Source organism: Antarctobacter heliothermus, from assembly GCF_900188425.1.
Classification (GTDB): Bacteria; Pseudomonadota; Alphaproteobacteria; order Rhodobacterales; family Rhodobacteraceae; genus Antarctobacter; species Antarctobacter heliothermus.
Genome location: NZ_FZON01000036.1, coordinates 1 through 26,529 on the forward strand (window position 1 = coordinate 1; position 26,529 = coordinate 26,529).

31 protein-coding genes are annotated in these 26,529 nt (G+C 61.8%); 21 read left to right on the top strand and 10 right to left on the bottom strand.

Going from position 1 to position 26,529, the window contains the following annotated elements; translation table 11 throughout:
* The 4 genes from CHB90_RS16635 to CHB90_RS16650 all read left to right on the top strand — a co-directional run.
* Window positions 1-292: transposase (locus CHB90_RS16635; RefSeq protein WP_141135827.1), on the top strand; the 292-nt coding region annotated here is incomplete at its 5' end.
* A 1,160-nt stretch (window positions 293-1,452) separates the two neighbouring features.
* Window positions 1,453-2,622: a 2OG-Fe(II) oxygenase family protein gene (locus CHB90_RS16640; protein ID WP_089278991.1), complete on the top strand. Its 1,170-nt coding sequence runs from the start codon at window positions 1,453-1,455 to the stop codon at window positions 2,620-2,622.
* 29 nt (window positions 2,623-2,651) lie between these two features.
* On the top strand, window positions 2,652-3,194 hold the full coding sequence (locus CHB90_RS16645; protein WP_089278992.1) for a sigma-70 family RNA polymerase sigma factor: 543 nt from the start codon (window positions 2,652-2,654) through the stop codon (window positions 3,192-3,194).
* Window positions 3,178-3,945 carry an anti-sigma factor family protein gene (locus CHB90_RS16650; protein WP_089278993.1) on the top strand — a complete coding sequence of 256 codons (768 nt, stop codon included), beginning with the start codon at window positions 3,178-3,180 and terminating at the stop codon, window positions 3,943-3,945. Before CHB90_RS16645 ends, CHB90_RS16650 begins: the two co-directional genes overlap by 17 nt.
* A gap of 442 nt (window positions 3,946-4,387) precedes the next feature.
* Here the strand turns inward: CHB90_RS16650 and CHB90_RS16655 are convergent, their stop codons facing one another.
* Window positions 4,388-4,774 carry a hypothetical protein gene (locus CHB90_RS16655; protein ID WP_245823278.1) on the bottom strand — a complete coding sequence of 129 codons (387 nt, stop codon included), beginning with the start codon at window positions 4,772-4,774 and terminating at the stop codon, window positions 4,388-4,390.
* 404 nt (window positions 4,775-5,178) lie between these two features.
* On the opposite strand from CHB90_RS16655, the gene CHB90_RS16660 reads away from it, so the two are divergent.
* Window positions 5,179-6,450 (top strand): tyrosine-type recombinase/integrase, encoded by a 1,272-nt coding sequence (locus CHB90_RS16660; protein ID WP_089278995.1) that lies wholly within the window; start codon window positions 5,179-5,181, stop codon window positions 6,448-6,450.
* Window positions 6,451-6,453: 3 nt separating this feature from the next.
* Here the strand turns inward: CHB90_RS16660 and CHB90_RS16665 are convergent, their stop codons facing one another.
* Window positions 6,454-7,077, bottom strand: coding sequence for a hypothetical protein (locus CHB90_RS16665; RefSeq protein ID WP_245823279.1), 624 nt, complete (start codon window positions 7,075-7,077; stop codon window positions 6,454-6,456).
* 610 nt (window positions 7,078-7,687) lie between these two features.
* On the opposite strand from CHB90_RS16665, the gene CHB90_RS16670 reads away from it, so the two are divergent.
* The 13 genes from CHB90_RS16670 to CHB90_RS16720 all read left to right on the top strand — a co-directional run bounded on the left by CHB90_RS16670 (window position 7,688) and on the right by CHB90_RS16720 (window position 20,998).
* Window positions 7,688-7,936, top strand: a complete 249-nt coding sequence (locus tag CHB90_RS16670; protein WP_089278997.1) for a helix-turn-helix transcriptional regulator — start codon at window positions 7,688-7,690, stop codon at window positions 7,934-7,936.
* A complete protein-coding gene (locus CHB90_RS16675; protein ID WP_089278998.1) occupies window positions 7,933-8,178 on the top strand; it encodes a hypothetical protein in 246 nt (81 codons plus the stop codon). Before CHB90_RS16670 ends, CHB90_RS16675 begins: the two co-directional genes overlap by 4 nt.
* The gene (locus CHB90_RS16680) at window positions 8,175-8,567 is read left to right on the top strand and encodes a VRR-NUC domain-containing protein (RefSeq protein WP_089278999.1); all 393 of its coding nucleotides are present in this window, start codon (window positions 8,175-8,177) and stop codon (window positions 8,565-8,567) included. The genes CHB90_RS16675 and CHB90_RS16680 overlap by 4 nt, the downstream gene beginning before the upstream one ends.
* The gene (locus CHB90_RS27040) at window positions 8,564-8,980 is read left to right on the top strand and encodes a helix-turn-helix domain-containing protein (protein WP_245823280.1); all 417 of its coding nucleotides are present in this window, start codon (window positions 8,564-8,566) and stop codon (window positions 8,978-8,980) included. Before CHB90_RS16680 ends, CHB90_RS27040 begins: the two co-directional genes overlap by 4 nt.
* Window positions 8,892-9,491 carry a hypothetical protein gene (locus tag CHB90_RS27045; protein WP_245823281.1) on the top strand — a complete coding sequence of 200 codons (600 nt, stop codon included), beginning with the start codon at window positions 8,892-8,894 and terminating at the stop codon, window positions 9,489-9,491. The genes CHB90_RS27040 and CHB90_RS27045 overlap by 89 nt, the downstream gene beginning before the upstream one ends.
* Window positions 9,488-10,141, top strand: a complete 654-nt coding sequence (locus tag CHB90_RS16690) for a hypothetical protein (RefSeq protein WP_089279000.1) — start codon at window positions 9,488-9,490, stop codon at window positions 10,139-10,141. Before CHB90_RS27045 ends, CHB90_RS16690 begins: the two co-directional genes overlap by 4 nt.
* A 92-nt stretch (window positions 10,142-10,233) precedes the next feature.
* Window positions 10,234-11,775 (top strand): class I SAM-dependent DNA methyltransferase, encoded by a 1,542-nt coding sequence (locus CHB90_RS16695; protein WP_089279001.1) that lies wholly within the window; start codon window positions 10,234-10,236, stop codon window positions 11,773-11,775.
* Entirely contained in the window at window positions 11,772-13,103 is a 1,332-nt protein-coding gene (locus CHB90_RS16700) for a restriction endonuclease subunit S (RefSeq protein ID WP_089279002.1), read from the top strand. Before CHB90_RS16695 ends, CHB90_RS16700 begins: the two co-directional genes overlap by 4 nt.
* Window positions 13,103-14,218 carry a Fic family protein gene (locus CHB90_RS16705; protein WP_089279003.1) on the top strand — a complete coding sequence of 372 codons (1,116 nt, stop codon included), beginning with the start codon at window positions 13,103-13,105 and terminating at the stop codon, window positions 14,216-14,218. Before CHB90_RS16700 ends, CHB90_RS16705 begins: the two co-directional genes overlap by 1 nt.
* 123 nt (window positions 14,219-14,341) lie before the next feature.
* Window positions 14,342-17,470, top strand: coding sequence for a type I restriction endonuclease subunit R (locus tag CHB90_RS16710; protein ID WP_089279004.1), 3,129 nt, complete (start codon window positions 14,342-14,344; stop codon window positions 17,468-17,470).
* The gene (locus tag CHB90_RS26235; protein WP_141135911.1) at window positions 17,470-17,904 is read left to right on the top strand and encodes a hypothetical protein; all 435 of its coding nucleotides are present in this window, start codon (window positions 17,470-17,472) and stop codon (window positions 17,902-17,904) included. Before CHB90_RS16710 ends, CHB90_RS26235 begins: the two co-directional genes overlap by 1 nt.
* Before the next feature lie 506 nt (window positions 17,905-18,410).
* Window positions 18,411-19,673 carry a site-specific DNA-methyltransferase gene (locus CHB90_RS16715; RefSeq protein ID WP_089279005.1) on the top strand — a complete coding sequence of 421 codons (1,263 nt, stop codon included), beginning with the start codon at window positions 18,411-18,413 and terminating at the stop codon, window positions 19,671-19,673.
* A complete protein-coding gene (locus tag CHB90_RS16720; RefSeq protein WP_089279006.1) occupies window positions 19,670-20,998 on the top strand; it encodes a site-specific DNA-methyltransferase in 1,329 nt (442 codons plus the stop codon). Before CHB90_RS16715 ends, CHB90_RS16720 begins: the two co-directional genes overlap by 4 nt.
* A 49-nt stretch (window positions 20,999-21,047) precedes the next feature.
* Here CHB90_RS16720 and CHB90_RS16725 read toward each other — a convergent pair whose 3' ends face one another.
* The 8 genes from CHB90_RS16725 to CHB90_RS16760 all read right to left on the bottom strand — a co-directional run bounded on the left by CHB90_RS16725 (window position 21,048) and on the right by CHB90_RS16760 (window position 23,634).
* A complete protein-coding gene (locus CHB90_RS16725) occupies window positions 21,048-21,416 on the bottom strand; it encodes an NUDIX hydrolase (RefSeq protein WP_245823282.1) in 369 nt (122 codons plus the stop codon).
* Between the two features lie 139 nt (window positions 21,417-21,555).
* The gene (locus tag CHB90_RS16730) at window positions 21,556-22,089 is read right to left on the bottom strand and encodes a DUF3489 domain-containing protein (RefSeq protein ID WP_089279008.1); all 534 of its coding nucleotides are present in this window, start codon (window positions 22,087-22,089) and stop codon (window positions 21,556-21,558) included.
* An 11-nt stretch (window positions 22,090-22,100) separates the two neighbouring features.
* Window positions 22,101-22,325: a hypothetical protein gene (locus CHB90_RS16735; RefSeq protein ID WP_089279009.1), complete on the bottom strand. Its 225-nt coding sequence runs from the start codon at window positions 22,323-22,325 to the stop codon at window positions 22,101-22,103.
* Window positions 22,315-22,545 (bottom strand): hypothetical protein, encoded by a 231-nt coding sequence (locus CHB90_RS16740; RefSeq protein WP_089279010.1) that lies wholly within the window; start codon window positions 22,543-22,545, stop codon window positions 22,315-22,317. The genes CHB90_RS16735 and CHB90_RS16740 overlap by 11 nt, the downstream gene beginning before the upstream one ends.
* Before the next feature lie 103 nt (window positions 22,546-22,648).
* Window positions 22,649-22,945, bottom strand: coding sequence for a hypothetical protein (locus tag CHB90_RS16745; protein ID WP_089279011.1), 297 nt, complete (start codon window positions 22,943-22,945; stop codon window positions 22,649-22,651).
* Between the two features lie 24 nt (window positions 22,946-22,969).
* Window positions 22,970-23,182, bottom strand: a complete 213-nt coding sequence (locus CHB90_RS16750; protein WP_089279012.1) for a hypothetical protein — start codon at window positions 23,180-23,182, stop codon at window positions 22,970-22,972.
* A gap of 12 nt (window positions 23,183-23,194) precedes the next feature.
* Window positions 23,195-23,413, bottom strand: a complete 219-nt coding sequence (locus CHB90_RS16755; protein ID WP_089279013.1) for a DUF6900 domain-containing protein — start codon at window positions 23,411-23,413, stop codon at window positions 23,195-23,197.
* Between the two features lie 2 nt (window positions 23,414-23,415).
* Window positions 23,416-23,634: a hypothetical protein gene (locus CHB90_RS16760; protein WP_089279014.1), complete on the bottom strand. Its 219-nt coding sequence runs from the start codon at window positions 23,632-23,634 to the stop codon at window positions 23,416-23,418.
* A 139-nt stretch (window positions 23,635-23,773) separates the two neighbouring features.
* Between CHB90_RS16760 and CHB90_RS16765 the strand changes: the two genes are divergently transcribed.
* From CHB90_RS16765 to CHB90_RS16775, 3 genes are read left to right on the top strand one after another with little or no spacing between them, the layout of a single operon-like run.
* Window positions 23,774-24,310 carry a hypothetical protein gene (locus CHB90_RS16765; protein WP_089279015.1) on the top strand — a complete coding sequence of 179 codons (537 nt, stop codon included), beginning with the start codon at window positions 23,774-23,776 and terminating at the stop codon, window positions 24,308-24,310.
* Entirely contained in the window at window positions 24,258-26,309 is a 2,052-nt protein-coding gene (locus CHB90_RS16770) for a phage terminase large subunit family protein (RefSeq protein WP_089279016.1), read from the top strand. Before CHB90_RS16765 ends, CHB90_RS16770 begins: the two co-directional genes overlap by 53 nt.
* Before the next feature lies 1 nt (window position 26,310).
* Entirely contained in the window at window positions 26,311-26,526 is a 216-nt protein-coding gene (locus CHB90_RS16775; RefSeq protein ID WP_089279017.1) for a phage head-tail joining protein, read from the top strand.
* Window positions 26,527-26,529 lie beyond the last annotated feature (3 nt).

The window sequence follows — 26,529 nt, forward strand, 5'->3', positions numbered from 1 at the left end:
CGTCATACCGCCGCGCAAGAATGCCAAGCCGTGGAAGCCATCGACTGCAGGGGCTATCGCTCGGAACGAGGCGCTGCGCGCTTCGAAATACCTTGGCCGCGCCATCTGGAGAAAATGGAGCGGATACCACCGACGAAGCCGCGCCGAGACGAAGATGCATTGCGTGAAGCTGCTGGGGCAGAGCCTCATGGCGCGCGACTTCGATCGTCAGGTCGCCGAACTTCAGATCCGCGCCGCCGTGCTCAACGGCTACACCGCGCTCGGCATACCCGTCACAGAGCCTGTGGGATAATTGCGTCCGGGGAAAGGGGAACTCCGGACGTTACCGACTTTGCGCAACAAAGCCCACTCGACCCAGGTGTTTTCCTTATTTCAAATGCGCTTGCAGACAGAGAGACGCCAACGGTTTCTGAAGTGCTCGGTGGCGAAAATGATCGAAATAAGCTTTGGCTCAAGATCAAGAGGCATCGATTGGCGGGCCGGAAATTCTATGGATTCGCGAATGAGGCCACTTACCAGGAATGGCGACAAGCTCGAGACAGTGCATCTTGGGAGACATAACACATAACCAACGCACAGAATTTCCTCAAAATGGACTCTATCAGCCAATCGGGGCGGTACTGCACGTCCTACTTTCGCATGGGACTTCAATCGCAGTCGCGACTTGAGTCGTTTTTGGCAGTGTGAAAGGCATTCGGTTGGTCCGCAGACGGCTGACGGCAGTCGTCGATAAGGTTCATGTCGCTGTGATAGCACGCGCCGTGTGCCCTACTACCTAGCTTTTCCCCGTTGAGCCACGGCTTCTACCGTTTTAGCGCGGTTGAGTGCGGGTCGGGCTACTAAGGTGTTGGATTAGCACGCAGTTTGGGTTGTTTTGTTGACCTATTGTTGACCTGGAATGCGGGCATGCAAAAGCCGCCCCGGAGGGCGGCTGTTAGCGTCTTGATAATGCCTGGTTTTTTGGTTGCGGGAGTAGGATTTGAACCTACGACCTTCAGGTTATGAGCCGAAGCCTCCCGACAAGTTCGACCCTAATCTTTTCAACAGCTTACGCGATAAGCCTTTGACATCACAAACTGAAACGACCTCTTCCAATAATGTTTCGCGGGATTTCGACTGCGCAGTCCGTGCCCCAAATCAGTTTCAAGGGTTGACCAGACGTTGACAAGAGCACCAACGGATTGCTCGAGAACTTAATCTGGAACCTACACGAAGGGCGGCCTCCAGACCTTCGCTGCAACAGCAAGTGAATATTGCCGCCAGTCAAAGAACAGACGTTGATCCGCCGCTTGAGGAGGTTTGGCGGTGTCCGGGCAAACTGCTTCCGGTTTTCAGCATCTGCAGATCAGGTAGCCGCTCGCATCCCCCGAATGGCCATGAAAAGAATATTATGAATGTCGGGATGTGGCGGGCCGAGGTCTCCGTATGCAAAGAAAAGCTGGGGAGACCGGAATGACCACACCACTGCACATTGACGCGACAACCTTCCTGACACCGGGCGATCCGGCTCCCAGATTCATCCAGCGGAGCGTTGCAAATCCGCGCTATGCCTTCGACAGCGCAGCTGGGCGGTACCTGGTTCTTTGCTTCTTCGGCAGCGCAGCGGATGGCCATGCGCAGGCGGCGCTCAAAACTGCATATGACCGGCCGGACATCTTCAACGATGACTTCGCGTGCTTCTTCGGTGTCAGCATCGACCCCGAGGATGAGGCAAGCGGGCGGGTCAAAAACCGCATGCCGGGGTATCGCCATTTTTGGGACTTCGATCTGCTGGCCTCGTGCCTCTACGGAGTCGCTGCAAAGAATGCCTCGCGTGCCAACGGACCAGTCGCACTTGCACGGCAATGGGTGGTCATCGATCCAACCATGCGCGTTCTGGCGGCGATCCCGTTCCAGAAAGATCGGGGCGACCTCGACGAGGTTATGGCGTTCATGGACAGCCTGCCACCGCCAGAACGCTTTGCCGGAGTCGAAATCATGGCGCCGGTCCTGTTCCTGCCGCGCGTGTTCGAGCCCGAGCTCTGCCGCCACCTGATCGGGCTTTATCAAGCGCAAGGCGGGGAAGAAAGCGGCTTCATGCGTGAGATCGGCGGCAAGACGATGGGGATCACTGACCCGGGCTTCAAGCGCCGCAAGGACTACAGCATCGAGGATCGCGACCTGATCTCGGCCCTGCAGGCGCGGTTCCTGCGCCGTGTCGTTCCCGAGATCGCAAAGGTGCACCAGTTCAAGGTGACCCGGATGGAGCGCTACATCGTCTCCTGCTACGCGGCCGAGGATGGCGGCCACTTCTCTGCACACCGCGACAACACGACAAAGGGCACGGCGCATCGCCGCTTTGCCGTATCGGTCAATCTCAATGACGACTTCGAGGGCGGCGAGGTCAGCTTCCCGGAATACGGTCCACGCAGCTTCAAGGCACCGCCTGGCGGGGCTGTGGTCTTCTCCTGCTCGCTGCTGCACAAGGTCAGCAAGGTAACGAAAGGTCGGCGCTTTGCCTTCCTGCCTTTCCTTTACGACGACGCAGCGGCGCGCATACGTGAAGAGAATGCCCGCTTCATTGGCGAGACCGGCTCGAACTATCGTGTGAGTGACCAGACATCGGCAGAACAGAGCGCATGAAACGCGCCCGAAAGGAGATATGAGTTACCATGGCCCATGATGACCTCGACATCGTTGGACAAATCGATACCCTGCGCCGCTATGCACGCGTCCTGACGCGCGACGCCGAAGCCGCCGACGACCTTGTGCAGGCGACCTTCCTGCGGGCGCAGGAGCGGCGCGCGACCTTCCGCGAGGGGGCGGATGTACGGGTCTGGCTCATGGCGATCCTGCACAATCTCTTCATCGACACCCTGCGCAGCGCGCGGGCGGCGCAAGCACGCGAACAGGCATGGGCGGAGACGCGACCGTCCTTCGTGGAGGCGTCCGGCGAAATGGCGGCACGGCTGGCGCAGCTGCGTGCCGCATTACTGTCGCTCAGCGCCGAACAACGCGAAGCGCTGCACCTGGTGGCGGTAGAGGGGCTCGGACCGATCGAGGCGGCGCAGGTTTTAGGTGTGCCGCCGGGCACGGTGATGTCGCGCGTCGGCCGGGCGCGCGCGGCACTCCGAGCCTTCGAGGACGGTCGGGGTGAGGCAGCGTCGGCAAAACCATTCAGGATTGTAGGAGGACGCGATGAGCGACAGGACTGAGGTCGATCCGGACATTGAGGCTGACCTTCTGGCGCTTCTCCAGGGGCGTCTTGACCCTGATCGCACCCTTGCGATTGCCGATTACCTGAACGAGAGGCCGGAGCGGACAGCGGAGTTGCTTGCCGATGCAAGCAACACTGCCGCACTGCGAATGGCGCTTTCATCTGCGGACGATCCGGTGCCGCCTCGACTCGTGGCGGAGGCGCAGCGTTTGCAGGGCCGTTTGCGCGGGCAGCGCGTGTTGCGTCGCGCTGTTCCCTTCGCGGCAGCCGTGGTTCTGTTCGCAGCAGGTTGGGTTGGCCATGCGACGTGGCAAATGACCGGGCCCGCAAGCGCTCCACCGCTGGTGGAGGCGGCGCTCGACGCGCAGTCGGCGCTGGAGCTTCGACACTGGATGGTATCGCAGCCCGAAACTGCGGACCTGAACGCGCAGGAGATCGTCGCTGCGCTCGGGGTAGACCTGCCGTCCTTGCCCGAGGATTGGACAGTGCGCGATGTGCAAATCGTCGCAACACCTGATCGCCCCGCCATTGCAATTGTAGTAGACGCTCCCGATCTCGGACGGCTCTTGCTGATGGTTGTTGCTCGCAGCCCCGAAGACACAGAGGAACCGCCGAGTGCCTTCGAGTACCAGGGACGCACCATCGCCCTCTTCGAGCGCGGCCGGTCCTCCTTCGTACTCGTCGATGAGTCCGGTCATCCCGATCAATTGGCGCTTGGCGCCGAGAGGCTGCTGTCGGCAAGCGACTGACATGACGCAGTACCCGCATAATGGGATGCCGATGACGAAGGAAACACCTTCGGTAGCATCGTCGTGTTGAACACGAGAAACGAAAAGAAGGATCATATGCCTCCATCTACACGGCCTGACGATATCAAACCGAAATCCGAGCGCCGCCCAACTTCCAAGCTGTTGCGACTTGGGAAACAAACGCCAAGGTTGCCGATCCGAGGTAGATACCGCAACTCGAACGCATCGATCTGGGTTCTCGCAATCTGCATTGCGATTGCCTTGATCCTGCGCAGCACCACGGACGCGGAGTCACGGGAGATTTGTCGTGACTGCCCGCTCAGTCCCGCGATTCAGTCATCCGACGGCTAGATGATTTTGCGATTTCGGCGAATGTACGGTTCGACGGGCCGCACTGCAGCATCGAACTTGTATGGTCAATGTCCGGTACGGGCCGGTTACGTCATTGCGGTGAATCTCGCGGGGTCACGTCGCGCATTCCCTTTTGCAGCAGCAGCACCACCTCGTCCGCGGTGAATTTGAACCCCTGCCCGTCCGGGATGCGTTCTGCCGATATTGGGTACTTTGGCCTGCGCGGATCGATGCCGACAATCCGGAAGGTCTCGCGGCCGGTGCTGAAATGGCGACCGTAGTCGGTGGCCGACAGTCCGAAGGCTTCCGCCAGCGCCTCGAAACGAAGCCTTTCCGGGTCGAGCGCAGTCCCGTTCGGAAGCGGGATCGACACGCGGAACGCGAGATCGAAGCCCCACCGCAGATCAATCGCCGCGATCTCCTTGGCCTCGACCACCAAGCCATGTCGTGCCGCCACGTCTTGGCAGGCCTTCAGCATCTCATGTGACAGGCGCTGGCAGAGTGCGGGCGTCAGGTTTCTGGGTGGCTTGGGGTTTGGCATGATGCTGGACTCGGGAATCTGAAGATGCGCTGTGGTTTTCGGTATTCGTAACGCATGTGTTCCACGGCATCAAACGACGCTCAGCTTGCCAGCGAACTCGTCGACAGGATCCACGACCTGCGCCCGGATCACGATGCCCGGCGCTGATTGTTCGACAGAGTCGTTCCCTGACCATTCGCGGCGGCGCTGGGCATGCCCATCTAACCCATTGATCTCTCGATCCGGAACTCCCTAGCCCACTTCAATTCCACCTTCCGCCTGTATTCCGCCCCTCCCCCCATGCTCTCTCTTGATAACGACGCAGGTCTACGCCTGTGTCGGGGCGCAAGGAGGCTGGAGACATGGTCAAGCGACTGAAACTGAACGAGAAAGCCCTGCGCGACGCCGAGCCGAAACCGGGCGTCAGCTATCAGGTTTTCGACACCGAGGTGGTCGGATTTGCCGCGCGGATCCAGGCCTCGGGCGCGCGGACCTTCACCATCGACTATCGCCATGCGGGACGGCAGCGGCGGATGAACATCGGGCGCTGGCCAGAGTGGAGTGTGACGGCCGCCCGCGAGCGCGCCAAGGAACTGCGCCGCGCCATCGACGAGGGGCACGACCCTCTGGCGGTACGGGAGGACTTTCGCGAGGCCCCGCGCATCAAGGACATGATCGATCGCTACATCCGGGAACATCTGCCGAAGCTGGCGAAGAACAATGCCGCTGACCAGACCTCAATGCTTAAAAAGATGGTTGAACCCGCCTGGGGCAACAAGCTGGTGACCGAGATCACCAAGTCCGATGTCGCGCGGTTTCTTGATTTTGTGGCAGAAGGTCGCCCCCGCCCCAGCAAGGAAAAACCCAACAACCGCGCGCGCAAGCTGCAGGGGCACAAGCCCACTCCGATCCGGGCGAACCGCACTGGCGAGGTGCTGCGGAAGATGTTCACCCTCGCCATCGAATGGGAATGGCGCACTGACAATCCGGCGCAGGGGTTTCACCGGCGCATCGAAGAGGCGCGTGAACGCTTTCTTGGGCCCGACGAACTGGCCCGGATCGCAGCTGTTCTCGACAGCGCCGAGGATCAGCGCGCGGCGTCGATCATCCGGATGTGCATGCTGACTGGTGCCCGTGTGGGCGAGGTGCGGACGGCGCGGTTCGAACAGTTCAACCTCGACTATGTTGTCTGGTCGAAACCCGCCTCGACCACGAAGCAGCGCAAGATCCACCGTGTGCCAATCTCGCAGGAGGTCGTGGCCATCGTGCGCCAGCGCCAGCTGGTCGTCCCGAAGGGCAATCCATGGCTGTTCCCCGGCGAAACCGTCGGCCAGCCGGTCCGGGAAATTCGCCGCTTCTGGTCAAAGGTGCAGAAGGAAGCCGATCTGCCCGACCTGCACATCCACGACCTGCGCCACACCTTTGCGTCCCTGCTCGTCAGCGGTGGCGCGTCGCTGGAAATGATCGGCAAGCTGCTGGGCCACAGCCAGATGCAGACCACGCAGCGCTATGCTCACCTCATGGATTCGCCCTTGCGCGCTGGGGTCGACACGGTGGCCAGCCTCCTGCGCCCTCGTCCGCGGTTGGTGCACGGCGCTGATCAGGATGAGGGCGGCCTGACGAAGTTGGCGTGACCCTCAGGCCGGTTCTTCGCCGCGCAGCTTGCGCCAGAGTGCTGCCAGGCGCTTGCGAATGGTGCTTTCCTCCGGCACCTCGCCCGACCTAGAGTTTTGCACGAACCATTCTTGGACCAGCGCCACCAGCGCCGTTTGGCTTTCAGGCACGCCTTTCTCGAAGACGAACCACGTCAACCATGCGTACATCGCGTCCCATTCATACCGCGGGGCAGCGCCCGTGTTCGCGGCTGGTCGGCGCATAAGATCGCGTTCTTCCTCAAACTGCTGCACCGTATGGGCGGCCAAGAGCAGGTCCGAGGATCGGATGGGCAGGCCATCAGGTGGATCAGTTACTTTCAGCCAGGATTTGCTGCCGGGCGGCAGCACACGTTTCAGGCGGCAAAGCTCATCGCTGGGGCCATAGCGGCGAAACATCGGCATCAACTCGGCAATCGGCACCTCGACCAGCCCGGCGACGGTTTCGTCATCACAGCTGACCGGTGGGATGCCCGCAAGCACCTGAAAATGCCCGGCTGCGGCCCAGCCTGCAACATCAGCTGCAGGACAGCCCCAGCGCGCAGAAAGTTCATAAATTGAATAAAAGGCAATCGGCGGTAGTGGCATAGATAAAATCCTTTCAGACATGCTGCATCGTTCAGCCAGAAGCCGTCGGAACGCGGGGTTACAAAGCCCGCGCTGCCAAGCACGCGGACGGTTTAGGTGCTGAGCCTTGTGTCGAGGAAAACCGCCTGTGGTCCAGAGCCGCGTCCCTCGGGATGCTGGCACCTGACTGTGTTCGTCTTTTTCGATTCTTGTTTGCTGCTCATCCCCAGAATACGCATCCTATGGGCGAGCACGCAATCACGAACCCGTGATAGTCGGCCAATGCAGCCGGTTGCCGTAACAAACTGTTGAGTGCCGTTGAATGTCGGCAGCGCGGGACCGGAATTGGTCGTAGAGGCAATTCCGCACCGCGTAAATCCCGCGAATCACTGTTAAGAGCCAGCCTCTTTGACCTGCCAGGACGAACGAGCAGTTCAGTCCTGTGACCAGCGCATAAAGCCTTGCAGTATTGGATCTGTCAGGCGCGCGGTTACGGTCTTTCCATCAATCCAAATCGCCCGAAAGCCCAATGAAACAAGGACCGGAATTGGTCATGAGGTTTCAATTCCACCTTCCGCCTGTCTTCCACCCCTCGCGGTCTGCTTCGCTGTCCCTGCCCCCAAGAGAGGGGCATGAGGCAATTGGAGCAGTCATGAAACAACCCCAGCTTGAGGCCCCGCACGAAACGTTGAATCTTTTGGCTGACTGGATCAGCCGCGAACAGTTGGCGCAGGAATTGGGCCTCACATCCGACACGCTCTCCCGTTGGGAGGCGCGGCGTCAGGGTCCACCCTGCACACGCATAGGGCGAAAGACGCTGTACCGGCGCGCATCAGTTCAGGACTGGATCCGCGCACAAGAACAGGTGCACCCGGTGCGCAAAACGCGGGGGCGGTCATGAGCCTCCTCAACATCTTGCCCTCCAAATGGCCCGCTGAGCGCCTAGCAGAGGCCCGCGCCGTCATCGCCGATGTCGCCCACCACAGCGACCATCTGATCCGGCTCGCCTGCAGGGTGCTTGCCACCCATGGCGAGACAGCGGCCGAGCGCGAGGACGCCCGGGTGCTGCTGGTGGTGATCGATGCGCAGCGTCCCATCCGCACGGCGCAACGCGGCGACGATACCGGGAGGGCCGCACGATGAACCGGCGCAGCACCCCCGAGGCTGACGCCCAGCGCGCCATTGTCGTTGCATTGCGCGTCGCGCTGCCCCGCGACGCCATCGTCCATCACTGTGCCAACGAGGTGACCGTGGCCGGACCGCGTGGCGCCCGCCGCCAGGCAATCCTGGTCGGCATGGGCGTCCATGCAGGCTTTGCCGATCTGATCGTGATCTCCGGCGGTCGCGTGCTGTTTCTCGAGGTGAAGAGCGAGACCGGCCGGTTGCGCAAATCCCAGGAGGTGTTTCGCGACACGGTTTGCTCGCAAGGCTTCGCCTGGTCGCTGGTGCGCTCGGTGGACGATGCGCTGGGTGCATTGGCTGATCATGGCTTCACCAGCCGTGTGCGCCCCGCGCGGAGGGCCCAGCCATGAGCCACAAGGCAACCGTCTGGGCCATCCAGCAACGCGGGCTGAAGCCCGCCACAAAAATCGTGCTGTGGTTTCTCTGCGACCGGCACAATCCAGATTTCGGCTGCTTCCCGACGCAGGCACGGCTGGCCGAGGATGCGGAGATGTCGGTCTCGGCGCTGAACGAACATCTCGCCAAGCTCGAGGACCTGCGCCTGATCCACCGGGTACGCACCCATGATCCCCGCACCCACAAGCGTCAGGCCACACGCTACATCTTGGGGTTCGAGGACGGTTTTCCACAAGACCCAACTTCGGAAACCGGAGACGGCTTTGCCGGAACGGACGATGAACAAGACGACGATCCAACTCCGGTTTCTGGACATGGAGCCATCTCCGGGTTTTGCCCAAAGCCATCTCCGGAATCCGGAGACTAACCTTGTAAGAGAACCCCTAAGTAAACCTGTAAAGGAGGAGGAGGACGCGCAAGCCTGCGCGGCGATCTCTGATCAGTTTTTCGAAGAGCTGCTGGCAGCGCTAGGCCTCGATGCCACCGCCCTGCCCGGCTGGTGGCAAGGCGGGCCACCCCGACTGCACGTCCAGCGCTGGCGCGACGAGCTGGGGCTGAGCGAGGCGGAAATCGTCACGGCGGCCAAAGCTTCCCGCCAGCAACATCCCGAACCGCCGGATGGGCCGAAGGCACTGGACCGCGCCATGCAGCGCGCCGCCCAGCGCAAGGTCGGGGCAGCTGGGCAGACACGGCGCAAGCGCAAACGCAGACCAGCACCAGCGACAAAGCCGATCGCAGACCTTCCCGCCTTCTACGCCAAGATCGTCAACGCCGACGGGTACCTCGCGGTCAGCGCGATCAGCAACACCATGCGCGATGCGATGCTGGACCGCGGGCTGGTCACCGCCGAACGGCTGCGCCAGCGGGGCGTGCGATGACCGTGCATCGATCAACTCCGCGCGGATCAAAGCCGAAGCGCGCGCTGGGCGTGCAGGCCGCGCTGCAATGGGCGTTCCGGGTGGAAAAGGCGCAGCTGGAATTGCCGCCGCCGAAGGACGTGACCGAGGAGGGCTTCGGCTTTGGCCTCGAATATGTCCTGTTGCAGCGCGCCGCGCTGGGCTGTCAGGTCGATGGCGGGCAACACAAGTTGGGCAGCTACACCCACGCGGATGCCGAGGTGATCGCGGCCACCGTCGCCGGAATGCCTGACGCGCTGGGCGGCAAGCGCATGGCGATCCGCGTGGCCGAACTGGCCCGCGCCGGGCTGACCCCCGACTGGATGCCCGGTGCGGTGCCGCGCTGTGTACCGGTCGAAACCAGGTGCAATCAGCATGGCGAAAGGGCGACCACGGTGGTGGTCGGCGTCGAGCGCATACTCTACCGTGGCCGCTGGCGAACGGTTGAGGTTCTGGCCTGCACGGTCACCTGGCGACCACATCCGGAGCAGATCGCATCCGCCCGGCGCGGCTATGAGGACTGGTGGCAGGCGCTGGACTGGATGCGTGATGGGTTGGTGGCGGGTGGAATGCTGCGGGAGATGGAGGTGACGGCAGCGATGCCGAGGGTGCGGCCATGGCAGCCTCGGTAGGACGTAACGTCCTTGAATGCTGCGTAATGTCTGGATTTCAGCTGCCCGCTGAAATACGGTCCTGAAAACCGGTTTTGGGGGCAGATTTACCAATGGCATCAACAGACAAAGGCTCTGACCTCGGAATTGAAGCCAGCCTCTTCAAAACGGCCGACAAGCTGCGCGGCAATATGGAGCCGTCAGATTACAAGCATGTTGCTCTCGGACTGATCTTTCTCAAGCACATCTCGGATGGGTTTGAGTTGAAACGCCAGGCCCTGCTGGTCGAATACCCTGAGGATGCGGAAGACCCCGACGCTTATCTCGCCGACAACATCTTCTGGGTTCCGACCGATGCCCGGTGGTCGCATCTGCAGGCCAGTGCCAAACAGCCCACCATCGGCAAACTGATTGACGAGGCGATGATCGCCATCGAAAAGGTGAACCCTTCGCTCAAGGGTGTGCTGCCCAAGGACTATGGTCGCCCCGCCCTCAGCGCTGTCATGCTGGGGGAACTGATCGACCTCATCTCAGGCATCGCGCTGGGCGAGGGCAAGGACAAGGCGCGCGATCTGCTGGGGCGGGTCTATGAATACTTCCTTGGCCAATTCGCGGGCAGCGAGGGCAAGCGTGGCGGCGAGTTTTACACACCCCGATCTGTCGTGCGCACCATGGTTGAGATGTTGGAGCCTTACAAAGGCCGCGTCTATGACCCCTGTTGCGGATCGGGTGGCATGTTCGTTCAGTCGGAAAAGTTTGTGGAGGCCCATGGCGGCCGTCTGGGCGACATCGCCATCTACGGGCAGGAAAGCAACTACACCACCTGGCGCTTGTGCAAGATGAACCTTGCCGTGCGGGGCATCGACGCCGACATCAAGTGGAACTCCGAAGGCACCTTCCACAAGAACGAACTGCCCGACCTGCGCGCTGATGTGATCCTGGCCAACCCGCCGTTCAATATCTCTGATTGGGGCGGCGAGCGGCTGCGCGAAGATGGGCGCTGGAAATTTGGCACGCCCCCGGCAGGCAATGCCAACTACGCCTGGTTGCAGCATATCCTGCATCATCTGGCCCCCTCGGGCACGGCGGGGGTGGTGCTGGCCAATGGCTCGATGTCGTCAACCCAATCGGGTGAGGGCGAGATGCGCAAGGCTATGATCGAGGGCGAGGTGGTGGATTGCATGATCGCCCTGCCGGGGCAGTTGTTCTATTCCACCCAGATTCCGGCCTGCCTGTGGTTTCTGGCCAAGGACAAATCCAACGGCATCGCGCGGGACCGCAAACTGCGTGACCGGCGCGGCGAGGTGCTGTTCATCGACGCCCGCAAGCTGGGCTTCATGGTGGACCGGACGCGCAAAGAATTTGCCGATGCTGATGTGGCTCAGATTGCCGAAACCTACCACGCTTGGCGGCTGGGCGAGGGCTACGCCGACATTCCGGGCTTTTGCAAATCCGCCAGCCTTGAGGAGATCCGCAGCCATGGCCACGTCCTGACCCCGGGCCGCTATGTGGGATCGCAAGCGGCAGAGGAGGACGACACGCCCTTTGCCGAGCGCTTTGCTGCTTTGCAGGACGAATTGGAGGGGCAGTTCGCGGAGGCGGAGGTGTTGACCGCGACGATCCGTGAGCGGTTGGCGGGGGTTGTCCAGAAATGACAGCGTGGACAACTGAAACGCTGGAAAGCTGTCTGGAGGCTTTGCTCGACTATCGCGGCAAGAGTCCGACCAAATCCGAGTCGGGCATCCCCGTTTTGTCAGCCAAGGTTGTCAAAACCGCTGGATTATTGCGTCCGATCGAACAAACAATCGCGCCAGATTATTATCCCAAGTGGATGACGCGCGGTTTTCCGATGCCGGGCGACGTAGTGATGACAACAGAGGCCCCTCTCGGTGAAGTAATCCAACTAGACGAAGAAACTGCGTCATTCGCTCTGGGCCAGCGTCTCGTTTGTCTTCGAGGCAAGGCCGGAAAGCTGGACAACACTTTCCTGCGCTATCTCTTAGCCTCGCCCGGCCAGCAAGAGGTTCTTGCAAATCGTGCTACTGGCACAACTGTATTGGGGGTTAGCCAAAAGACGCTTCGATCAATGCCAATCGCCTTTCCGGAGTTCTCGGAACAGCAGAGAATAGGCGATTTGCTTGCAACGCTGGATGACAAGATCGAGTTGAACCGGCGGATGAACGAGACGCTGGAGGCCATGGCGCGGGCGCTGTTCCGCGACTGGTTCGTCGACTTCGGCCCCACCCGCGCCAAGATGGCCCAAAGCGCCGCTGGCGCGAAAGATCAAAACGAACTGGCCGCCCCCTATCTCTCGCCCGACCTCTGGTCCCTGTTCCCCGACCGTCTGGATGAAGCGGGCAAGCCGGAGGAGTGGAGCTCAACTCGGCTTCTAGACTTGGCGCGCTTGATTTCCGGCGGGACGCCGAAGACCGACAATCTGAAATACTGGGATGGTGGCATTGCATGGGCAAGCGCCAAGGATGTCAGCCAATGTAGCGATGCTTTTCTGTTGCGAACCCAACGGAACATTTCGAAAGAAGGGCTGACCAACAGTTCAACGAAGATGATCCCGAAATACTCGACCGCAATAGTCGCGCGGGGTGCGACGACCGGGCGAAGCTGCCTCTTTGGTGCCGAAATCGCAATGAACCAGACCTGCTATGCGCTTGCTTCACGCAACGATCAGCCCTTCTGGCTGAATTGTGCCTTTGGCGAATTTGTTGAGCGGCTTGTAAACGCCGCCCACGGATCAGTCTTTGATACTATCACCACCCGGACTATCGAAGGCATTTCATTGATTGATGGCTCAGGTCCGTTACGTGCCGCATTCGAGAAGAATGCGACCCCCTTGTTTGAGCGCATCCTTTCAAATGTTTTGGAGACCCGCACTCTCGCCCAAACCCGCGACCTGCTGCTGCCCCGCCTCATGTCAGGCGAGCTGCGCGTGACTGAGGCCGCGCGCGCTGTCGAGGCGGTGCTGTAATGGCCGTTGCCTATCACCTTGGCCGGTTTCCGCCAGAGGCGCTCGACTGGCCGCAGCTTTTGCCGTTGATCGGCCCGGCCAATGCCGCCGTCGCGCGCTATGAGGGCGTGTTGCACGGCATCCCCAACCCAAACGTGCTGCTCTCGCCGCTGACCTCGCAAGAGGCCGTGCTGTCCAGCCGGATCGAGGGCACGCAGGCCACCCTGGGCGAAGTGCTGGAATTCGAGGCCGAAGGCGCGCCCGACGATGAAAGCACGCCCAAAAAGGCCGACATTCGCGAGGTGCTGAACTATCGCGCCGCCCTTGCCGAAGCCGCGCGCCTGTTGGAGGACCTGCCGCTGTCGCAACGCCTGATCCGCCTGACTCACGAACGCTTGATGCAGGGCGTGCGCGGGCGCAACAAATCACCGGGCGAGTATCGCCGCATCCCCAACTGGATCGGCCCCGAAGGTTGCACCATCGAGGCGGCGCGGTTTATCCCCTGTTCCGCCGAGGCGCTGCCCGACGCGATGACTGCCTGGGAGGAGTACATCCACGCCCCGGCCCCGGATGCGATGATCCAGCTTGCCATTCTGCACGCCGAATTCGAGGCGATCCACCCGTTTCTGGATGGCAACGGACGGTTGGGACGGCTGATCATCCCGCTGTTTCTGAAATCCAAGGGCCTGCTGTCGGCCCCGAATTTCTACCTGTCGGAATATCTGGAAGCCCACCGCGGTGAATACTACGACCGCCTGCTGGCCGTGTCGCGCGACGACGATTGGACCGGCTGGTGCGGGTTCTTCCTGCGCGCCATTATCGAACAGGCCGGAACGAACCAGGCCAAGGCTCAGGCAATCCACGCGCTTTACACCGCACGCAAGGACTGGATGGTCGAGGCCACCCGGTCTCAATACGGGGTGCGTGCGCTGGACTGGTTCTTCAGCCGCCCGATCTTCGCTGCGTCGGATTTCGTGTCGCAGGCCGACATTCCTGAACCGACCGCCAAACGCATCCTGCGGCTGGTGCGCGACAACGGACTGTTGCGCGAGATCAGACCGTCAAGTGGGAGGCGTCCCGCGGTGCTGTCCTTTCCCGAATTGCTAAACATCTGCGAAGGACGGGCAGCGTTTTGAGGATCACTTATTCACCTCAAGCTACCTTGTCGGTCGCATTGAAGGGAAAACTGACCCACAAGAAATGTCGCGGTGCACAAGTGATCGACAACGCAGCAGTGCATCCCTGAAGCGAGGATTTTCATGGCCACGTTGACCGAAGCCGAAGTTGAAGCCGTCCTCCTCGATCATCTTGCGGCGCTGGGCTACGCTTGCCTTGACGACTCGGTCTCGGGCCCCGACGGCCGCGCCCCGGAACGCCACGCCTACTCCGACACGTTTCTAGCAACCCGGTTGCGCGATGCCATCGTGAGACTGAACCCCCACATCCCGGAAGAGGCCCGCGAGGATGCGCTCCGCAAGCTGTTGTCGGTCGAGCGCCCCTCACTGATCGAAGAGAACCGTCGATTGCACCGTGCCATGGTCGAGGGCGTGCCTGTGGAATACCGCGCCGACGATGGCACGATCCGCGGCGATGCGGTGCGTCTGGTCGACGCTGACGACCAACTGAACGACTGGCTGGCCATTGCCCAGTTCACCGTGACCGAGAACGGCAACAAGCGCCGACCAGATGTGGTGGTGTTTCTCAACGGTCTGCCCGTGGGTGTGATCGAGGTGAAGAAGCCCGGTGCCGAAAACGCAACATTGGGCGCCGCCTTTAATCAGTTGCAGACCTACAAGGCGCAGATACCAGCGCTTTTCCGTGCCAATGCGGTGCTGGTCACGACCGACGGCATCCAGGCGCGCATCGGCTCGCTTACGGCTGACCTTGAACGGTTCATGCCATGGCGCACGACTGATGGCGCTGATGTCGCTCCGAAAGGTGCGCCAGAGATGTCTGTGCTGATTGAGGGCGTATTCAATCGGGCACGGTTGCTGTCGCTGCTGCGGGACTTCACTGTGTTTGGAGAAACGCCCGGTGGCATCGCCAAGATCATTGCGGGATACCACCAGTTCCACGCGGTAAAGCGGGCTGTCGCCAGCACGGTTGAGGCCAGCCGAGTGCAAGGTGACCGCAGGGCCGGAGTGATATGGCACACCCAAGGGTCGGGCAAAAGCCTGCTGATGGCGTTCTATGCCGGGCAGCTGGTGCGTGACCCGGCGATGGAAAATCCCACCATTGTCGTCGTCACCGATCGCAACGACCTTGACGACCAGCTGTTCGGGACCTTCGCGATGTGCCGCGACCTGTTCCGCCAGACGCCGGTGCAGGCCGAGAACCGTGAGGACCTACAAAACGCGCTAGCCCGGGCATCCGGTGGAGTAGTTTTCACCACGATCCAGAAGTTCGCCCCCGAAAAGGGCGAGGCCTATCCGATGCTGACCGACCGGCGCAACGTCGTGGTCATCGCGGACGAGGCGCACCGCAGCCAGTACGGGTTCAAGGCGCGGATCGAGAAGACAGGCGCAATCGCCTATGGGTTTGCCAAACATCTGCGCGATGCTTTGCCCAACGCATCCTTCATCGGTTTCACGGGCACGCCGATCGAACAGGACGATGTAAACACGCCCGCCGTTTTTGGCCATTACATCGACGTCTATGATATCAGTCGCGCGGTTGAGGACGGGGCGACGGTGCCGATCTACTACGAAAGCCGTCTTGCACGGATCGAACTTCCCGAGGAGGAAAAGCCAAGGATTGACGCCGAGATCGAAGAACTGACCGAGGACGAGGCCACCAGCGAGCAGGAGCGTCTGAAGCGCAAATGGTCCACCGTCGAGGCGCTTGTCGGCTCCGAAAAGCGCCTGCAAATGGTTGCGGAGGACCTCGTCGAACATTTCGAGGCCCGGGTGCAGGCGATGGATGGCAAGGCAATGGTTGTTGGCATGAGCCGCCGGATATGCGTGGATCTCTATGACAGGATCGTCGCCCTGCGGCCGGACTGGCATTCCACCGATGATACGAGTGGTCTGATTAAAATCGTGATGACAGGATCGGCCTCTGACCCCGAGGCCTGGCAACAGCATGTTGGTGGCAAGGCACGGCGCGATCTTCTGGCCAAGCGCGCAAAGGACCCGAAAGACCCGCTCAAACTGGCAATCGTCCGCGACATGTGGCTGACCGGATTCGACGCGCCATCCATGCACACAATGTACATCGACAAGCCGATGCGTGGTCACGGGCTGATGCAGGCCATTGCTCGCGTGAACCGGGTCTTCCGCGACAAACCTGCCGGGCTGATCGTGGATTACATCGGCATTGCTCAGAACCTGAAATCAGCATTAGGCCAATACTCTGCATCAGATCAGGAGCAGGCAGGCATCGACGAGGCGGAGGCGGTCACCGCTCTTCTGGAACGGCTCGATGTGGTGCGCGCAATGTTCCACGGCTTCGACTATTCAAATGGGCTGTCGGGAACACCGCATCAGCGACTTGTGGCTTTGGCAGAGGCGCTCGACTGGGTGCTGGCAAAGCAGGATGAGGCGGCGCAGCGGGAAACCGACAAGGAGGTCAAGAAGGCCGCACACCGGCGCTATCAGGATGCGGTGCTGGGGCTATCAAAAGCCTTTGCCCTCTGCTCGGCCAGCGACACGGCCCGTGATGTGCGCGATGAAGTGGGCTTCTTTCAGACCGTCCGCGCCGCGATGGTCAAGGCCGCCGATACCTCCGGTCGTTCGGCCACCGACCGCGATCTTGCCATCCGCCAGATCGTGAATGGTGCCGTCGCCTCGACCGAGATCGTCGACATACTGTCGGCAGCCGGACTTTCATCACCAGACATTTCCATCCTGTCGGACGAGTTCCTCGCCGAAGTCGGGCAGATGGAAAAAAAGAACCTCGCGCTTGAGGCCCTCAAGAAGCTGTTGAACGACGAGATCAGGTCGCGCAGCAGGTCGAACGTCATCGAGACCCGGAAGTTCTCGGAACGGCTGGAAGAGGCGATCTCGCGGTATCACACCAACGCCATCAGCACGGTCGAGGTGCTGCAAGAACTGATTGGGCTGGCAAAGGAGGTCCGCGAGGCCAGGAACCGTGGCGAGGAAACCGGGCTGACGCCCGAGGAGATTGCCTTTTACGATGCGCTGGCCGACAATAAGAGCGCCGTCGATATTCTCGGCAATGATCAGTTGAAGATCATCGCGCATGAACTGCTCACGGGGCTGAAAGCGAACGTAAGCATTGACTGGGCTCGCCGCGATAGCGCTCGGGCTCGCCTGCGCGTTCTCGTGAAACGGATTTTGCGGAAGTACGGCTATCCACCCGATCTGGAGGACGCTGCGGTTCAAGGCGTGCTGGCGCAGGCGGAAGCGATGCTATCGGAGATTGTCTAATGACCAAAAGCTTCTTCCACGTGCACTGGACACTGTTTTGGGTATCACACGCCTCTCGCAGAAAGCCAGAGCTACAATCAAGTAACTATTGGTTTCGTTTCCCCTCATCCGCGTCTTGCTTCCTCCCTGTACTCGCGCTGATCATTGCAGCAGTCCAAGCCTCGGCTGATACGTATCAGCTGATCTGTGAAAACCCGCTCCGCGAATACACAGTGAGTTTTAGTGACGGCGACATAAACATTCAGCTCGGAACGCCTGATGGCACCACGCTCTACCGCGTGCTCGCCGTCGAGGAGACAACTGAGCGTCATGTCGTGGTGGCTTTGACCGTCAATGATGGCCCAACAGCCAGGCTTTCACTGCGACCATATTTGCGAATGGAATACTGGAGCGGGAACGAGCTCTTCCAAACAGATGCATGCCGGGTCCCCTGAGCCTAGACTAGGCTCTGCCGTTGGCAGCGCTGACTTCACTCCGCCCCCCCATGGCATGGTTCCTCCCCGGCCCCGAACGTATGCGGGGGGGCGTAGCGCGGCATTTCGCTAGCGACTGGCTTCTTCACCGGGGAATCCACTTGGAATCCACCTTGGCGACAAGCCAAAATAAAATCACTAAATTACAGTACCTTACGTTGGCCCACCCGGCTCTCAGGGTGGATTTTACTATTTTTGTCAAGAATCCACCCAGCGGAGTCCAGGGAAGCCATTTTGACCAGAAGCCAGGCATCGGAAGCCACCCCATGGTGAAGGCATTGAATCCATGTCAGTTTTCCGATTGACAGACCTGCCCCCCTTGACTCATACCTTGATCATCGAAGAATAGCGCCCGCAGGAAACCCCTCTCGGGCGCTTTCTTTTTCCCCACATCGCGGACCCCGATCTTGTCGCTGGCCATGCTGCCCGTGCGCATCGGCATGTCCGCCTGCCCGAGAGAGCCACCAATGGACCTGGTCTTTGCGCCGAGCCAGATCGAGACTTGGCCGATCGCCCGGCTGCGCCCCTATGCCCGCAATGCCAAGATCCACGGCGACGACCAAGTGGCGAAGATTGCGGCCAGCATGGCCAAGTTTGGCTGGACCGTTCCTTGCATGGTCGCCGACGATGGCGAGTTGATTGCCGGGCATGGCCGGGTGCTGGCGGCCGCCATGTTGGGGCTGACCGACGTGCCGGTGATCCGGCTTGGCCATCTCGACGAGGCAGAGCGTCGGGCGTACCGCATCGCCGACAATAAGCTCACCGAGTTGGGCGAATGGGACGAGGCCCTGCTGCGCGACGAGATCGCGGGGCTGTTGGCCGAGGATTTCGACCTGTCCTTGCTGGGCATCACCGACGACGATCTGGACGCCCTGCTGCGCGATCCGGATGCGCTGGGCGGTGAAGGGCCGGTGGAGGGCGAGGATGACATTCCCGAACCGCCGGTCACCCCGGTGTCGGTGGCGGGCGACCTCTGGCAGCTCGGATCGCACCGGCTGATTTGCGGCGACAGCACCTCCGCCGATGTGGTCGCGCGACTGCTGGGCGATGTGCGACCGCTGCTGATGGTCACCGATCCGCCCTACGGTGTGGAATACGATCCGTCTTGGCGCAACCAGGCTGGTGCGGCCAAGACCAAACGCACCGGCAAGGTGCTGAACGACGACCGTGCCGACTGGCGCGAGGCGTGGGCGCTGTTCCCCGGAGACGTCGCCTATGTCTGGCATGGCGCGCTGCATGCGGCGACCGTGGCGGAGAGCCTTGTGGCGGCTGGATTTGCCGTGCGGGCGCAGATCATCTGGGCCAAAGATCGGCTGGTGCTGAGCCGGGGCGACTATCACTGGCAGCATGAACCCTGCTGGTATGCCGTGAAAAAGACCGGCAAGGGCCATTGGGCGGGCGACCGCAAGCAGACCACGCTGTGGAGCATTTCCGGCAAGGACCAGGACGCAGCCACCGTCCACGGGACGCAAAAGCCAGTGGAATGCATGCGCCGCCCGATCCTGAACAACTCCAACCCGGGTCAGGCGGTGTATGAACCCTTCATGGGATCCGGCACCACGCTGATCGCGGCAGAAACCACCGGGCGTGTCTGCTTTGGCATCGAATTAAACCCGGCCTATGTCGACGTGGCCATCGAGCGCTGGCAGCAGTTCACCGGTGCCAATGCCGTGCTGGCCGAGACCGGGGAAACCTTCGCCGAGCTGAAGGCAAAGAGGCTGGCGGCATGACTGCGCATCTGCGCGCCAACCAGATCGAATTCTGGCCGCTGTCCCGCCTCAAACCCTACGCCCGCAACGCCAAGACCCATGATGCCGATCAGGTGGCAAAGATCGCCGCGAGCATGGCAGAGTTCGGCTGGACCGTGCCGGTGCTGGTCGCGGCTGATGGCGAGCTGATCGCAGGCCATGGCCGCATCCTGGCCGCCGCGCACCTCGGGCTATCTGAAGCCCCGGTCATCGTGCTGGGTCATCTGACCGAGGCGCAGCGCCGTGCCTACCGGATCGCCGACAATAAGTTGACGGAGATGGGCGGCTGGGACGAGGCCTTGCTGTTGCAGGAGTTGCAGGCGCTGCTGGCCGAGGACTTTGACCTCGGGCTGATCGGGATCCCGGAGGATGAGCTGGACGCCCTATTGGCAGACGCCGACGACCGCCCGGCGATTTCTGACGACGCGGCCGATGCCATCCCGGACCCACCTGCTGAACAGATCACCAAGCCCGGCGACATCTGGGCGCTGGGCAAACACCGGCTGTGCTGCGGTGATGCCACCGATCCGACGGCAGTCGGCAGGCTGATGCAGGGTGAACAGGCCAAGCTGATGTTCACCTCGCCGCCCTACGCGCAGCAGCGCGACTATGGCGCGGCCAAAGAGAAGGTCGGCGATTGGGATGCGCTGATGCAGGGCGTGTTCGCCGCAGCCCCGATCACCAATGACGCGCAGCTGCTGGTCAACCTTGGCCTCGTGCATCGCGACGGCGAATGGTTGCCCTATTGGGAAGGATGGGTCGAATGGATGCGCGCATCTGGCTGGCGGCGGTTTGGGTGGTATGTCTGGGATCAGGGCCCCGGTTTGCCGGGCGATTGGCAGGGGCGCTTGGCCCCATCGCACGAGTTCATTTTCCACTTCAACCGCGCGCCCCGCAAACCGCACAAAACCGTCCCGTCCAAGCACGCAGGCGAAACCTTGGGCGGCGGCGGGCTGCGCGGGGCCGACGGCACCGTCCACGCCAAAACCGGCACCGGCAACGCGATCCAGAGCCACCGCATCCCAGACTCTGTGTTCCGCATCATGCGCCACAAGGGCGGGCTGGGCGCGGCAGGATCGCACCCGGCCGTGTTCCCGGTGGCGCTGGTCGAGGCGGTGCTGAGGGCTTTCTCGGATCCGGGCGACCTGATCTATGAACCGTTCTGCGGCTCCGGCACGCAGATCGTCGCAGCCGAACGCGCTGGGCGGCGCTGTTTCGCGATGGAACTAGACCCGGTCTATTGCGACGTGGCCGTGCGGCGGTGGGAGATGGTGACGAGGAAAAAGGCCATAACGGCTACGAATTGACGCCCGTACATCTTGCAGCCAATCTCTACTTTGCGGACGAAGGGTGAGATCACCGAATTTTCTGCAAATGCGCCTTCAGTCCTTCTGGGTAAAGCTGAGGTCGGCCCGCTAAATCAAGCGTGTCGAGAGCAAACCACTCGGCAAAGCACGTTGTCCCGTCGTCCTCGTGGAACTCAATTCGGGTCACGTCTGCAAAAGCACCATCAGGAAATGACACATCGAAGATCGCTAGAATTTCATGACCAAGGCAACCTTCATGGATAAAGATGTTTTCCATGAAAACAGGCGGGCCGAGGGTATCGACCGCGATTCCGAGCTCCTCTTGAAACTCTCGGACAACAGCAGCCTCTGCTGTCTCCCCTAACTCGACGGAACCGCCGAGCGGGCGCACACCCTTCACACGTCCAGCGTCATCCATTACTTCAGCAACAAGAAGCCGGTTGCCACGCCAGTGGAGGCCAAGTGCCTTAAAGCGAATTCTGGGTGCAGGACGCCAAGTTGTCATATCTGATCAGTACCGGAAAACCGCCAAGGGCCGCAATTGACTCCTTTCGTCGTCAGCTAATCCGATACACTGATCCCCTGCCATCTTCCTTGGTCGAGCCGACCACCAGGCCCAACTTTTTCTTCAGCACCCCCGAGATCAAGCCTCTGGCCGAGTGAGCCTGCCACGCAGTCGCCTCCACAATTTCGGCAATGGTCGCGCCCTCGGGGCGTTGAAGCAGGGCGATGATCTGTGCCTGCTTGGTCCCGGCGCGCTGGCTGGGCGGCTTTGGGTTCGCAGCCTTTGCGGCATGTTCGCGTAAGGCAACTACCGTCTTCACTACCACCGGCTCAATCCCGATGGCCAGTAACCCGGCGTCCGTCACGATCAGCGTGGTGCCATGGCCATCGCCAGTCTCGCGCCAAAGCGGATCATTCCGGCGCAGGTCGGCGTCGACCTCTTGCAGCCAGCCGTGTTCGATCATCTTCGTGACGGCCATCTTCGCGGCCGCCCCGGCCAGCCCCTTGGGCAGCGGCAGGGCGATGTTCTCCGGGCGCTGGGCCCCGGCGCTGAGGATGATGGTCTGGGTTTTGGTCAGCTTGGTCATGGCGGGATCCTCTATTGGTCGTTGGTGACAAGGAAGGCGGCAATGCGCGACATGAGGTCGTTGTGGCCGTCGGCATCCGCGCCGATGATCACATCCCCGTCGTCGTCGTGGTCCAGATCGGCAATCTCGCGCAGCAGGGCGATGGCGGCGTCGCAGGCGGCGAGGCGGTCTGCCTCCCAAGCGGCGGTGATCGCGTCCTGTTCGATCTGGTGGCGCTGGGCGGGATCAAGCGGCATGTTCGCCCTCCTTGAAGGCGCTGTCGGTGATCTGGCGCAGCAGGCTGGCATAGTGGTTCAGGGTGCCGACATCGCCCCAGTTGATCTCGTCTGGATGGGTTTCAAAATGGTCGTCGCTCAGGGCCTTCAGGCGTTCCAGCATCGCGTCGATCTGGACCTTGGTGGTCATGAAGGCGTCGAGGGCTTTGGAATTGTCGGTGGTGGTGCGGCGGGTGGTCATGGCGAGGGTTTCCTTGGCTGAGTTGCATCGTTTTCGTGTAATCACCATCGCTCCGCTGGGAGCACTATTGTAGGCAAATCCAAGCAATATCAGTGCGTTCTGATTATACTCTGTTCGCATCGGCTTGCGGCACCACATGCACCCACTGGCATCCGATCCACATGTAAAGATGCGCAAACTCGCGCGTCGGGCGCGGCAGGATGCGCGGATTGCGGGGTGGGCTGAAGCAGTCCAGCGTTTCGGCCATGACCTGCCGGATTTCTTTCGCGGCAAGGACATCCTCGGGCGTCCACGGTGCCAGCGCGGGCAGCATGTGCGACGGATAGCCGTCATAGTGCACGTATGTGTGGGCCCATTCTCCGGGACCGATTTCGATGGCGATCTGCGCGCGCGTGCTCATGTGGATCTCCGTATTGGGGGCGGCTCAAATGAGCCCGTGCTGTTTCAGGACCGGCACGACATCGGCCAGCTCGATGGTGAGGCAGTCGATCCCGATCCGGCCCACCATCTCGAAGACCTCGGAGTTCAGGTTCTGGTCATTGAAATGGTCCTGCAGCGCGGCGACGCTCATGGCCTGAATGAAGCGGGCGCGGTCGATGAAGATGCGGGTCGTGTCGGTGGGGGTGGCGATGGTCATGATCTGGTCCTTTCAGGATTTGGTTGTGGTGGTTTCAGCGGCAAGTCGTCCGGCCTCAAAGGCCTCCTCGAGTGCCGCGCGGATCGCCCAGACGGCGACATCGTGGAAATCGAGCCGGTCCCAGTTGCGGGTTTCCAGCGTCTCGATGCTGTGGAAATGCTTGGCTGCGATCTCCAGCAGCAGGGCGTCGCTGGGGGCTTTGGCGGCGGCGGGCTTGCGGGCGCGTGCCATGCTCATTCCTCCCAAGTGTGTTCGGGGTGGGTCGTCCGCGCGCGGGCTTCCTCGCGCATCATCTCTTGGGCGCGTTCCATCTCGACCATCCCGTCGGCCTGGCTCATCCGCCCGGACATGACCTCGTCCATCACCCAGTTCACCCGTTCCTGCGCGGGGCTGGTGTGGCGGCGCCACCCCTCGCTCATCGAGCTGTGTCCCATCTTCTCTTGTGCGCGCATGGTGGTCTCCGATCCTTGTGTGCGGGCTGCGATGCACCCGTTTGCTGACACCATGAATCGCTCTATCGGGGAGTGTAATCAACTCAAATAGACAGGCTTTCCTGTTTATTTACAATATCTTGAGGGTAATCACAGCGCCATGGAAGGTATGTCAGAGCGGGAGTATTCCGCCCATTCCGGCCTGTCACGCGGGGCGATCCAGAAGGCCCGCAAAGCCGGGCGGCTGGTGGTCTACAAGGACGGGTCGATCAACGCCGCTGCATCGGACGTGCGCCGCGCCGACATGACCGATCCCGATCAGCAGCGCCGCAGCACTGGCGGCGATACCGGGTTCAGCGGTCCGGCTGATAGCTCGTCCTACCTGAAGGCCCGCACCGCGCTGACGGTCTATCAGGCGCAGGAGCGTCAGCTCGCGATCCAGAAGAAAAAGGGCACGCTGGTCGATCGGGCGCGCGCCGAAACGCTGGTGTTTCGCCTCGCGCGGCAAGAGCGCGACACATGGGTCACTTGGCCCAGCCGCGTGGCGGCGTTGATGGCGGCTGAAGTGGCAGCGGAGGTGGAAAAACAATCCGGAATTCCGGTGATCATCGAGGCCGCGATCCTGCAGAGGGTGCTGGAAACCCATGTCAGAGCGCAACTCGACGCCCTTGCCGATCTCCGGGTCAGCCTCGGATAGTGACGACACGGCCACCGACGATCTGACGGCAGACCTCGACCTCGGGTTTGACGGGGCCGAGGATGTCTTGCGCGCATGGCGTCGCGGCATGCGTCCCGACCCCGATCTGACAGTGTCGGAATGGGCCGATGCGCATCGCTGGCTGTCGTCGCGCGCGGCGGCCGAACCCGGCCAATACCGCACTGCGCGGACGCCCTATCTGCGCGAAATCATGGATGCCCTTTCGCCCAGCCACCCGGCGCAGCGAGTGACCTTCATGAAGGCCGCGCAGGTGGGCGCGACCGAGGCGGGCAACAACTGGATCGGCTTTGTCATTCACCACGCACCGGGCCCGATGCTGGCGGTGCTGCCGACGGTCGAGATGGCCAAACGCACCTCGCGCGGGCGGATTGATCCGCTGATCGAAGACAGCCCGGCGCTGAAAGAGCGCGTCAGCCCCGCGCGGTCTCGCGATGCCGGCAATTCGATGCTGTCCAAGGAATTCCCCGGCGGCATTCTGGTGCTGACCGGTGCCAACTCGGCGACCGGCCTGCGGTCGATGCCTGCACGCTATGTGTTTCTGGATGAGGTCGATGCCTATCCGGCCTCGGCCGACGAGGAAGGCGACCCGGTCACGCTGGCAGAAGCGCGCACCACCACCTTCGCGCATCGGCGCAAGGTGTTCATGGTCTCGACGCCCACCATCCGGGGGCTGTCGCGCATTGAGCGGGAGTTCGAGGCTTCCGATCAGCGCCGCTATTTCGTGCCGTGCCCAAACTGCGGCCACATGCAATGGCTGCAATTTGAACGGCTGCGCTGGGACAAGGGGCGGCCCGACACAGCCGCCTATCATTGCGAGGGCTGTGAAAAGCCCATCGCCGAGCATCACAAGACGCAGATGCTGGAAAAGGGCGAATGGCGGCCGACGGCCGTGTCCGCCGATCCGCATTCCATCGGCTTCCACATCTCCGCGCTCTATTCGCCGCTGGGCTGGAAAAGCTGGCAGCAGATCGCGCGGGACTGGCTGGCCGCGCAGGGTTCGGAAGAAATGCTGCGCGCTGCGCGCAACACCCTGCTGGGCGAAACTTGGGTGGAGTCGGGCGATGCGCCCGAATGGCAGCGGCTGGCGGAACGCCGCGAAGCCTTCGGGACACAGATCCCAGTTGGAGGTCTGTTCCTGACGGCTGGTGTTGATGTGCAGAAGGACCGCATCGAGGTTGATGTCTGGGCCTGGGGTCGCAGTCTCGAAAGCTGGCTCGTCGATCACATCGTCATTGCCGGTGGTCCGGATGATCCGGCCTGCTGGGAAAAGCTGACGGTCCTGCTCGGTCGGACATGGGTCTGCGCGAACGGGGCGGTGATGGTAATCGGCAAGCTGGCCATCGACACCGGCTATGAGGCGGCGGCCGTGTATGCATGGGCGCGGGCGCAGGGGTTCGATCAGGTCGCACCCGTAAAGGGCCTCGAAGGCTTCAACCGCGCGACGCCGGTGTCGGGTCCGACCTTCGTCGACGCCACCATCGGCGGCAAGCGACTGCGCCGGGGCGCACGGCTGTGGTCGGTGGCCACGGCGACCTTCAAAACCGAGACCTACCGCTTCCTGCGGCTCGAGCGGCCAAGCGACGAGGACCGGGCGCTGGGTGTGCTGGATGCCCCCGGCACCGTGCATCTGCCCGACTGGATCGACACCGAATGGCTCAAGCAACTGGTGGCCGAACAGTTGGTCACGGTGCGCAACAAGCGCGGCTATGCCCACCCCGAATGGCAGAAAATGCGGGAACGCAACGAGGCGCTCGACTGCCGTGTCTATGCCCGCGCGGCGGCCTGGATCATGGGCACGGATCGCTGGGACGAGGCCACATGGCGGCGGCTTGAGGAACAGGCCGGGGTCGAAACGAAGCCTCAGACGCCTGTGGCAACACTTGCGCCATCAGAGGCCCCGACCGCGCCAAAGGCCGGAACACCAACGACGCCGCGGCGCAAACGCCGGGCTTACACACCGAACTTCATGAGGGACTGAGATGGATCTGGAACGGATGCGTGCCCTGCTGGCCGCGCTGCAGGAGGCGCGCTACGCGGGCGTCCGCTCGGTCAGCTATGACGGAAAATCGATCACCTACGGCTCAGACGCAGAACTGGCGAACGCCATCAGTGACCTCGAAACCCGGATCGCCAGCGCCACAACCGGTGCGCCACGTCGTCGGCGCTGGGGCACTGTTGCGTCAAAAGGCCTGTGAACC

Coding starts and splice junctions, on each gene's coding strand:
- CHB90_RS16650 (WP_089278993.1), top strand. CDS start 3,178: ATGAGCGACAGGACTGAGGTCGATCCGGACATTGAGGCTGACCTTCTG.
- CHB90_RS16665 (WP_245823279.1), bottom strand. CDS start 7,077: ATGTCTGAAAGGATTTTATCTATGCCACTACCGCCGATTGCCTTTTAT.
- CHB90_RS16755 (WP_089279013.1), bottom strand. CDS start 23,413: ATGGCACGCGCCCGCAAGCCCGCCGCCGCCAAAGCCCCCAGCGACGCC.
- CHB90_RS16730 (WP_089279008.1), bottom strand. CDS start 22,089: ATGACCAAGCTGACCAAAACCCAGACCATCATCCTCAGCGCCGGGGCC.
- CHB90_RS16695 (WP_089279001.1), top strand. CDS start 10,234: ATGGCATCAACAGACAAAGGCTCTGACCTCGGAATTGAAGCCAGCCTC.
- CHB90_RS16705 (WP_089279003.1), top strand. CDS start 13,103: ATGGCCGTTGCCTATCACCTTGGCCGGTTTCCGCCAGAGGCGCTCGAC.
- CHB90_RS16700 (WP_089279002.1), top strand. CDS start 11,772: ATGACAGCGTGGACAACTGAAACGCTGGAAAGCTGTCTGGAGGCTTTG.
- CHB90_RS26235 (WP_141135911.1), top strand. CDS start 17,470: ATGACCAAAAGCTTCTTCCACGTGCACTGGACACTGTTTTGGGTATCA.
- CHB90_RS16645 (WP_089278992.1), top strand. CDS start 2,652: ATGGCCCATGATGACCTCGACATCGTTGGACAAATCGATACCCTGCGC.
- CHB90_RS16720 (WP_089279006.1), top strand. CDS start 19,670: ATGACTGCGCATCTGCGCGCCAACCAGATCGAATTCTGGCCGCTGTCC.
- CHB90_RS16760 (WP_089279014.1), bottom strand. CDS start 23,634: ATGCGCGCACAAGAGAAGATGGGACACAGCTCGATGAGCGAGGGGTGG.
- CHB90_RS16680 (WP_089278999.1), top strand. CDS start 8,175: ATGAACCGGCGCAGCACCCCCGAGGCTGACGCCCAGCGCGCCATTGTC.
- CHB90_RS16655 (WP_245823278.1), bottom strand. CDS start 4,774: ATGCTGAAGGCCTGCCAAGACGTGGCGGCACGACATGGCTTGGTGGTC.
- CHB90_RS16660 (WP_089278995.1), top strand. CDS start 5,179: ATGGTCAAGCGACTGAAACTGAACGAGAAAGCCCTGCGCGACGCCGAG.
- CHB90_RS16740 (WP_089279010.1), bottom strand. CDS start 22,545: ATGACCACCCGCCGCACCACCACCGACAATTCCAAAGCCCTCGACGCC.
- CHB90_RS27040 (WP_245823280.1), top strand. CDS start 8,564: ATGAGCCACAAGGCAACCGTCTGGGCCATCCAGCAACGCGGGCTGAAG.
- CHB90_RS16750 (WP_089279012.1), bottom strand. CDS start 23,182: ATGACCATCGCCACCCCCACCGACACGACCCGCATCTTCATCGACCGC.
- CHB90_RS16675 (WP_089278998.1), top strand. CDS start 7,933: ATGAGCCTCCTCAACATCTTGCCCTCCAAATGGCCCGCTGAGCGCCTA.
- CHB90_RS16735 (WP_089279009.1), bottom strand. CDS start 22,325: ATGCCGCTTGATCCCGCCCAGCGCCACCAGATCGAACAGGACGCGATC.
- CHB90_RS16715 (WP_089279005.1), top strand. CDS start 18,411: ATGGACCTGGTCTTTGCGCCGAGCCAGATCGAGACTTGGCCGATCGCC.
- CHB90_RS16670 (WP_089278997.1), top strand. CDS start 7,688: ATGAAACAACCCCAGCTTGAGGCCCCGCACGAAACGTTGAATCTTTTG.
- CHB90_RS16725 (WP_245823282.1), bottom strand. CDS start 21,416: ATGGATGACGCTGGACGTGTGAAGGGTGTGCGCCCGCTCGGCGGTTCC.
- CHB90_RS16745 (WP_089279011.1), bottom strand. CDS start 22,945: ATGAGCACGCGCGCGCAGATCGCCATCGAAATCGGTCCCGGAGAATGG.
- CHB90_RS16765 (WP_089279015.1), top strand. CDS start 23,774: ATGGAAGGTATGTCAGAGCGGGAGTATTCCGCCCATTCCGGCCTGTCA.
- CHB90_RS16710 (WP_089279004.1), top strand. CDS start 14,342: ATGGCCACGTTGACCGAAGCCGAAGTTGAAGCCGTCCTCCTCGATCAT.
- CHB90_RS16775 (WP_089279017.1), top strand. CDS start 26,311: ATGGATCTGGAACGGATGCGTGCCCTGCTGGCCGCGCTGCAGGAGGCG.
- CHB90_RS16770 (WP_089279016.1), top strand. CDS start 24,258: ATGTCAGAGCGCAACTCGACGCCCTTGCCGATCTCCGGGTCAGCCTCG.
- CHB90_RS16640 (WP_089278991.1), top strand. CDS start 1,453: ATGACCACACCACTGCACATTGACGCGACAACCTTCCTGACACCGGGC.
- CHB90_RS27045 (WP_245823281.1), top strand. CDS start 8,892: ATGAACAAGACGACGATCCAACTCCGGTTTCTGGACATGGAGCCATCT.
- CHB90_RS16690 (WP_089279000.1), top strand. CDS start 9,488: ATGACCGTGCATCGATCAACTCCGCGCGGATCAAAGCCGAAGCGCGCG.